Consider the following 6,713-nt stretch of genomic DNA (forward strand, 5'->3'; position numbering starts at 1 on the left):
GAGACGTTTCGCTATATAAGATATGAAAAAGCTACTTCCCTGTGATTAGTGGGGAAGTAGCTTTTTGATGTAATGGGAAATTTTATTGCTGGTTAGTTTTGTGAATTAGTTATATTCATTTTCGTTAGAGTTTGCGTCTTGCGCCGAGTCGTTTTGTTGGGATTCGTTTTGGTTGGTGTGTTCTTGTTGGGAATCTTCTTGGTCATCTTTATCAGAGTTAGGTTGCTCGTTTTTATTTTCTTTATCGTTGTCCTCCTCAGTAGTTTCATCGTTGTTAGTTTGTTTTTCGTTAGTGTCCTCAGAGTTGTTTGGGGCTTTGTTTGGTTCCTCTTGGTTACCTAAAATTTTATTTACTAATCTTTGGTTAGCTTGACCATCATCTTTTGAAAATGCATTAGGATGTTTTTGAGCATAATTTTTTATCCTATTATATGCTTCCGGTTGATATTCTTCAATTAAAGGATCATTTAATTTGTTAATTATTTGAGGTGTGTTTAAATGATATTGAGCTCTCATCGCTTTATGCTCTTCGGTTTCGTTTACATACTTATCTACTAGCTCACCTGAATGAGCATCGACAATAGCTTGCATAGGAATACGGTCAATTGCACCAGGTCCCATAAAGTCTATGTATATCCTGTTGTTGTTACTTTTTTCTTTATTATAGCTTAATTCTGTAAGAGCTCCATTATTGTTCTTGTCTTTAACAATTTTTTTAGCTTGTTCAGGCGTTATTACTTTCTGGTTAGTTGTGTTTTCTTGCGTGTTATTATTTTTCTGTTTAGAGTTATTATGGCTTTGAGTTGTATCATAATTCTTCGATGTCTCTTGCTTATCTTTTGAGTCTTTATGATTAGTTGTTTTGGTTTTATCATCATCATTTCCCCCACAAGCTCCCAATACGAATATACTAGCTAGGGTTAATGCCAATATCTTTCGCATTTTAATACATCCTCCTAAAATATTATTTTTAATAGTTCTATTAATTATATTTTAGCATTAAAGTTAGTGGTTGAGAATGAGGGTATAAAGATTAAGTGGGCCGATGGGATTTGATCAATTTGAACAGCTACCTATAGATTTACTAGGGAGCCGTGAAACTCATATTTTACACAGACAAAAACCGATATCAACAGTATCATAAGCACTGATGACATCGGCTTCAAAGTGTAACTTTACCTCCTCGAAGGGAATTTAAACACCTTATAACACGGGATTTCATAAGGATCGAAGTCCCTAACGGGTCCCTAAAAATCACATTTCACTTAATGCTTCTACCGCTTTATTATCTTCTTCGATAAATTTCTCTTCTAAAAGATGTGAGTATATTGAGGTAGTTATTGATATATTTTTATGTCCTAATCGCTTGGAAATGTAATAAATAGATATACCTTTCGCTAGTAAATAAGAGCAATGAGTATGTCGTATAGCATGTGAAGTTATCGGTGTAATACCTAATTTAATGCAAGCTTTTTTTAAAGCTTTATTAATAGCGTTTGATGTTAGGATTATGCCACCGTTTTTAAATATATAACCATCATAGCTAATAATCATATCATCAATAGCGCTAACTATATGTTGCATATCTTTTTTAGCAACAGTAACATATCTAGGAGATGAATCTGTTTTATGTTCGTCAATGTATATTTGATTTTTAATTTGATCTATATATTGTACTTTCATATACTTAACTCCACTAATACGACAACCTGTGCAAATCATAATATACAAAGCCAATCCTGCACGTGAATTAGAGTTTTTAAAGTGTTCTTTAAGAGTTTCATATTCATTAATAGTGACGTATTTTTCACTTTCTTTTTTTGTTTCTTTACCCGCTTTGTAATTCACTTTATAAGTAGGGTTTTTGCTAATCAGTCCATCGTATATAGCATCATTTAATGAGGAGCGAATTGCACCATTTGTGTTGCGTATAGTCTCTTTAGCATGACTATCAGAAAAGTCGTTAATAAACTTTTGATACACTTGTCTATTTAGCTCTGTAAGTTTCATACTCCCTATTTTATGATTTTCTAAATGTTGTAAGGTGAATTTATAATGCCGATAAGTAGTAGGTGTAACTACAGGTTCTTTGTAAGTCTCACACCAATTTCTAAAATAGTCTTTTAATGTCAATGAACTATCAAAGTTATATCCTTGACGTAATTCATTCAACTTGTCTAGACCTGCTGAATTTGCCTCACGTTTCGTTCTAAAGCCTTTCTTACGATAACGTTTCCCTTCGTATTTGAATTCGTATTGCCATTTTTTACCATCATAACAACGTGTTCGCATACTGTCCCCCCCCTTAAAAAAGATAAAAAAATAATAAAGGGAAGCGACAACGACTCCCCTTATTGGTGTTTTCTCACTTTCATTAACTGATTGTTTTTCGGTAGATGAGGAGTTCTATTGCTTTTGATCGGGGTTATTGTCTTGAGAATCACTTCTCTGTTTTTCTTCATGACCTTCAGACTCTTCATTATTGGATTTATCTTGTTGTGGCTGTAGCTCCTCGGGTGTCCTACATCCTCCGACAGTACAAACTGTGCCATCAGGTTTAGTGTAGCCTACCACATCTCCGTTACCAGGTGCTTGGTACCAAGTATCGCCATCTGTATCAACCATACCATCTACGCTTTGACCACTTTTTAGTCTATGTTGCATTTGACTTTTAGTTAAATAATGATTTGATTGTTGATTGCTTGTTTGTTGGTTACTTGTTTGTTGGTTACTTGTTTGTTGGTTACTTGTTTGTTCTTGATTTTGTTGAGGAGATTGTGGCTGTGAGTTTTGGGATTGATTATTATCTGTTTCGTTTTGATTTGTAGATTTTTCTGTAGCAGATTTTTCCTCATTCTTTTCTTTCTTGTTATCAGCTTTCTTTTGTTTATCTTTCTTTTCTGCTTTCTTATTTGTTTCCGTCTTATTATCCTTATCTTTATGTTCTTCTTGCCCACACGCTGCCAATACTAAAAAACTTGATAAAATCAAAACTAAAAACTTCTTCATTTTACATTCTCCTTATTCTTTATTTTTATATTTAAACATCCTCAACGGCTCAAACGTAATAGAGTATTCGCCGTAGTGAAAAAAGGGTGAATTGTTATTCCTCGTAATTTTTAGGGTCATATTCATAACCATATTTTTCTGCGTCTTGTTTTCGCATTTCTTCTTTTTGTGATTGGTTAGCATTTGCCCATTCTTCTTGACCTTTAACCCATTCATCAGGCTCATTATTTTGAGATTGTGATGCTTTGTTAGCTTCTTCTAATTGTTTATCTACTTCATCGTAATCTATCATCCCTGCGTCTGTACCTGAAGAAGATTTAGAAGAACTATAATTATCATATACTGACTTTTCTTGTCCACTTTCTACCCTTAGAGAACTTTCATATGCTTTAGTTGCGGGCCCTTGCATGACGTTACCTTGTGGTATTACACCGTTAGCAACTGCGCTTTTGTATGCTTGTACTTTTTGCTCTTCAGTGTAATTGCCATATATAATTGACTCTAAAGTGTTTCTGTCTTGTATATTAGATAAATCTATATTTTGGTTGTTCTTTTCTGAAGAGGATTGTTTCTGGCTATTTAGATTTTCTTTATTTGTAGATTTTACTTTATCTTTATTCTTTGGATCGTTAGATTTCTTATCTGATTTGCTTTCAGACTTCTTATTATCATCTTTATTCGAGTTATCCCCGTTTTGTCCACATGCACCTAATACTAATAAGCTTGCAAATATTAAAAATAAAACTTTTTTCATTTTATATTTCTCCTTTTTTATATTTCTATATATTTAAAAACTCTTAACGGATCAAATGTAATTAGGTATTCTCCGTAGTGAGTTCCAATACCATATTTATTTTTGTAATGTTTCAATATTTCTACTATATATTCTTCACTTAATTGAACATATTCAGCTAATTCATATAAGTTACTTACACCGTAGTGATGTGCCTCAACGATAATACGTAAGGGTAGTGCAGCCTCGTATCCGTGACGTTTAGCATAATTTTCAAACTTGCGGTTAATCCATTTAGATTGGTCTAATATGTTACCGTATGTAAGTTTATGATGTGCGAGTTCTTCGTATAAGACTTCGGCTTTTCGTATTTCTGATAAGTTTCGCTTAATTAAAATTAAATCGCCTAACCATAGACCGTGTAGGTCATTAGGCATAACATTTGTTTCTCTAACTTCTATATAATCATGTTCTATTAACATTTTTTCATATAACCCCATAAAGACACCCTTTATTTGCGTTTGCTTCTTATATAATCTGCATAATCTAGCACACGTTGCCATTCTTCATCTGTCAATTCACCTTCAAGATGTGCTGCACGATGTTTTGGTTGTTCATCTTGTTGCTCACTTTTGTCAAAACCAAGTAAGTATTCTGTACTGATACTAAGTGCTTTTGCAAAATCTTCTGTACGATTTAACGGAAATTCTCTAGTTAAGTTTAAATAACGTGATACAGCAGATTTAGCAACTCCTACACGACGAGCTAATTCACTAAGTGACATATCTTGTTCTTTCATAGCTGATTTAATTATTGTGATTATTTCATCATTATTTCTCATTTTAAGTATCTCCTGAATAAATTATTTGTTCTTTCATGTGAACAATTAGATTATAGCATCGTTCTCAAATGAATACAATATATAGGTAGAAAAAATCTTTTTGAATTTTTTGGAGTAAAAAGTGTTGACTAACGGGAACGTAAGATGTTAAGTTATATACAGTTCTCAAAAGGGAACGAACGGAGGTGACGACATGGTACTTAACTTAAAAAGATTGAGAGCAGAAAGAATAGCTTGCGGAATAACTCAAGATGAGATGGCACAAATGATGGGGTGGAAAACAAGAACTCCATATGCTAAAAGAGAAAACGGAATTGTAGATATTGGAGCGAATGAGTTTATTAAAATGGCAAAGATATTAGGCTACGAAACAAATAATTTAGATATTTTTTTTACTCAAGACGTTCCCGAAAAAGAACGACAAACAAATTAAAGGAGAAATTCAAATGCAAGATTTACAAATTTTCAATTTTGAAGAATTACCAGTAAGGACGTTAACAGTAAATGAGGAACCATTTTTCGTCGGTAAAGATGTAGCGGGAATCTTGGGCTACTCAAACACGAGAGACGCATTATATAGACACGTTGACGGTGAAGATAAGGACGTCGTGAAACTCGACACCCTTGGTGGTAAACAAAGTCAAACTATTATCAACGAATCTGGCTTATACAGCCTAATATTCTCATCAAAATTAGAATCAGCAAAACGCTTCAAAAGATGGGTAACATCAGAAGTTTTACCAGCAATTCGCAAACATGGAATCTACGCAACGGACAGCGTAATTGAACAAACGATACAGAATCCGGATTACATTATTACAGTGTTGACTGAGTATAAGAAAGAAAAAGAACAAAATTTACTTTTACAACAAGAAATCGGAGAACTAAAACCCAAAGCAGACTATGTTGATGAAATATTAAAGTCAACTGGGACATTGGCTACAACACAAATCGCAGCAGACTACGGTATTTCAGCGCAAAAGTTAAATAAGTTGTTACATGAAGCTAGATTACAACGAAAAGTGAACAAACAGTGGGTTCTTTACTCAGAGCATATGGGCAAAAGCTATACAGAATCAGACACTATACCAATTGTACGCTCTGACGGTAGAGAGGATACAGTTTTACAAACCAGATGGACTCAAAAAGGTAGATTGAAAATACATGAAGTCATGACTGACTTCGGTTATGAAGCTAATTTAGGAGGAGTTTAAATGACACCAGAACAAAAAGAAAAATCTCGATGTAGCGATGACCACATCAAGATTACTGGCTGGGAGATAGTTGACATTAATAGGAAATTAAACTTCTTTAACTGCTTACTAATAATTTTAATAGTGCTAGAAGTGTTCCAAATACTCCTGTTATAGAAGGGATTAAAACTTTAAAAGTTGTTTTCCAGAAAGCTTTTCTACCATCGGTAGTTATAAACCTTTTAGTTGTTGATCCGTGTAAAGGAAACCCGTTAATGTAGAAAGTTTCGCCAGGTTCAGAGTCAATATAATTCTTATCTAACATTTCAGGAAGGTTCTTATCTTCAAATTCAATATTCACTGAACCTTTAATATAAGCGACTAAAAGCTTCCAATATATACCAGGTGTAATAACAATCACCTCCTCAGGTGATTATACCAAAACCCACAATCGAGAGAGATTAAAGGAGGAAATGGAATGAACATTCAAGAAGCAACAAAGTTAGCTACGAAAGAACTATTAACAATGACACGAAAAGAATGGAAAGAAAGTCATCAAGCTCAAGTGTTACCAACGAACGATAGCTTTTTAAACTGCATATTGTCAAGTAATGATGGTAAATGTCTAGTCAGATATTGGCAACCTTCGGCCGATGACTTAATGGCAGATGATTGGGAGGTTATCAACCCAATCAGAGACCAGGAATTATTGAAGCAATTTTAGAAGTGTAGTTTTTAGGAGGGAAAACAATGACAGAAAAAATCAAAGGATTAGAAGTAGATTTAGAGATTCAAGAAAACAAACAAACGCCTACCAAAAAACAGTAGACGCTTTGAACAATTATTTGAGTAAACCGTTGTCGGATAAACGCTCTAGCGTATCAGCAAGTAGGGTTGCTGAATAACTAGTATTAAGTTCGATTATATAACTAAATAA

10 protein-coding genes are annotated in these 6,713 nt (G+C 33.7%); 3 read left to right on the forward strand and 7 right to left on the reverse strand.

What is annotated here, in order from left to right; genetic code table 11:
• Positions 1-105: 105 nt before the first annotated feature.
• The 6 genes from CD126_RS08890 to CD126_RS08915 all read right to left on the reverse strand — a co-directional run bounded on the left by CD126_RS08890 (position 106) and on the right by CD126_RS08915 (position 4,583).
• A complete protein-coding gene (locus CD126_RS08890; protein WP_103370335.1) occupies positions 106-942 on the reverse strand; it encodes a hypothetical protein in 837 nt (278 codons plus the stop codon).
• Positions 943-1,254: 312 nt separating this feature from the next.
• Complete coding sequence (locus tag CD126_RS08895; protein ID WP_103370336.1) at positions 1,255-2,292, reverse strand: tyrosine-type recombinase/integrase; 1,038 nt, start codon at positions 2,290-2,292, stop codon at positions 1,255-1,257.
• A 114-nt stretch (positions 2,293-2,406) separates the two neighbouring features.
• Positions 2,407-3,009, reverse strand: a complete 603-nt coding sequence (locus tag CD126_RS08900; RefSeq protein WP_088606582.1) for a hypothetical protein — start codon at positions 3,007-3,009, stop codon at positions 2,407-2,409.
• Between the two features lie 94 nt (positions 3,010-3,103).
• Positions 3,104-3,763 (reverse strand): hypothetical protein, encoded by a 660-nt coding sequence (locus CD126_RS08905; RefSeq protein WP_103370337.1) that lies wholly within the window; start codon positions 3,761-3,763, stop codon positions 3,104-3,106.
• Positions 3,764-3,780: 17 nt separating this feature from the next.
• Positions 3,781-4,242, reverse strand: coding sequence for an ImmA/IrrE family metallo-endopeptidase (locus tag CD126_RS08910; RefSeq protein WP_103370338.1), 462 nt, complete (start codon positions 4,240-4,242; stop codon positions 3,781-3,783).
• 11 nt (positions 4,243-4,253) lie between these two features.
• Entirely contained in the window at positions 4,254-4,583 is a 330-nt protein-coding gene (locus CD126_RS08915; RefSeq protein WP_002439260.1) for a helix-turn-helix domain-containing protein, read from the reverse strand.
• A gap of 193 nt (positions 4,584-4,776) precedes the next feature.
• Here CD126_RS08915 and CD126_RS08920 point away from each other — a divergent pair, with 193 nt between their 5' ends.
• Together CD126_RS08920 and CD126_RS08925 are read left to right on the forward strand one after the other, a co-directional pair.
• Positions 4,777-5,016, forward strand: a complete 240-nt coding sequence (locus tag CD126_RS08920) for a helix-turn-helix domain-containing protein (RefSeq protein ID WP_103370339.1) — start codon at positions 4,777-4,779, stop codon at positions 5,014-5,016.
• Positions 5,017-5,029: 13 nt separating this feature from the next.
• Entirely contained in the window at positions 5,030-5,797 is a 768-nt protein-coding gene (locus CD126_RS08925) for a phage antirepressor (RefSeq protein WP_103370340.1), read from the forward strand.
• Between the two features lie 97 nt (positions 5,798-5,894).
• Here CD126_RS08925 and CD126_RS08930 read toward each other — a convergent pair whose 3' ends face one another.
• Positions 5,895-6,197, reverse strand: a complete 303-nt coding sequence (locus CD126_RS08930) for a hypothetical protein (RefSeq protein ID WP_232620112.1) — start codon at positions 6,195-6,197, stop codon at positions 5,895-5,897.
• A gap of 57 nt (positions 6,198-6,254) precedes the next feature.
• On the opposite strand from CD126_RS08930, the gene CD126_RS08935 reads away from it, so the two are divergent.
• Positions 6,255-6,500, forward strand: a complete 246-nt coding sequence (locus tag CD126_RS08935) for a Thoeris anti-defense Tad2 family protein (RefSeq protein WP_103370341.1) — start codon at positions 6,255-6,257, stop codon at positions 6,498-6,500.
• Positions 6,501-6,713: the final 213 nt, after the last annotated feature.

This window comes from Staphylococcus pettenkoferi, assembly GCF_002902685.1.
GTDB classification, from domain to species: Bacteria; Bacillota; Bacilli; order Staphylococcales; family Staphylococcaceae; genus Staphylococcus; species Staphylococcus pettenkoferi.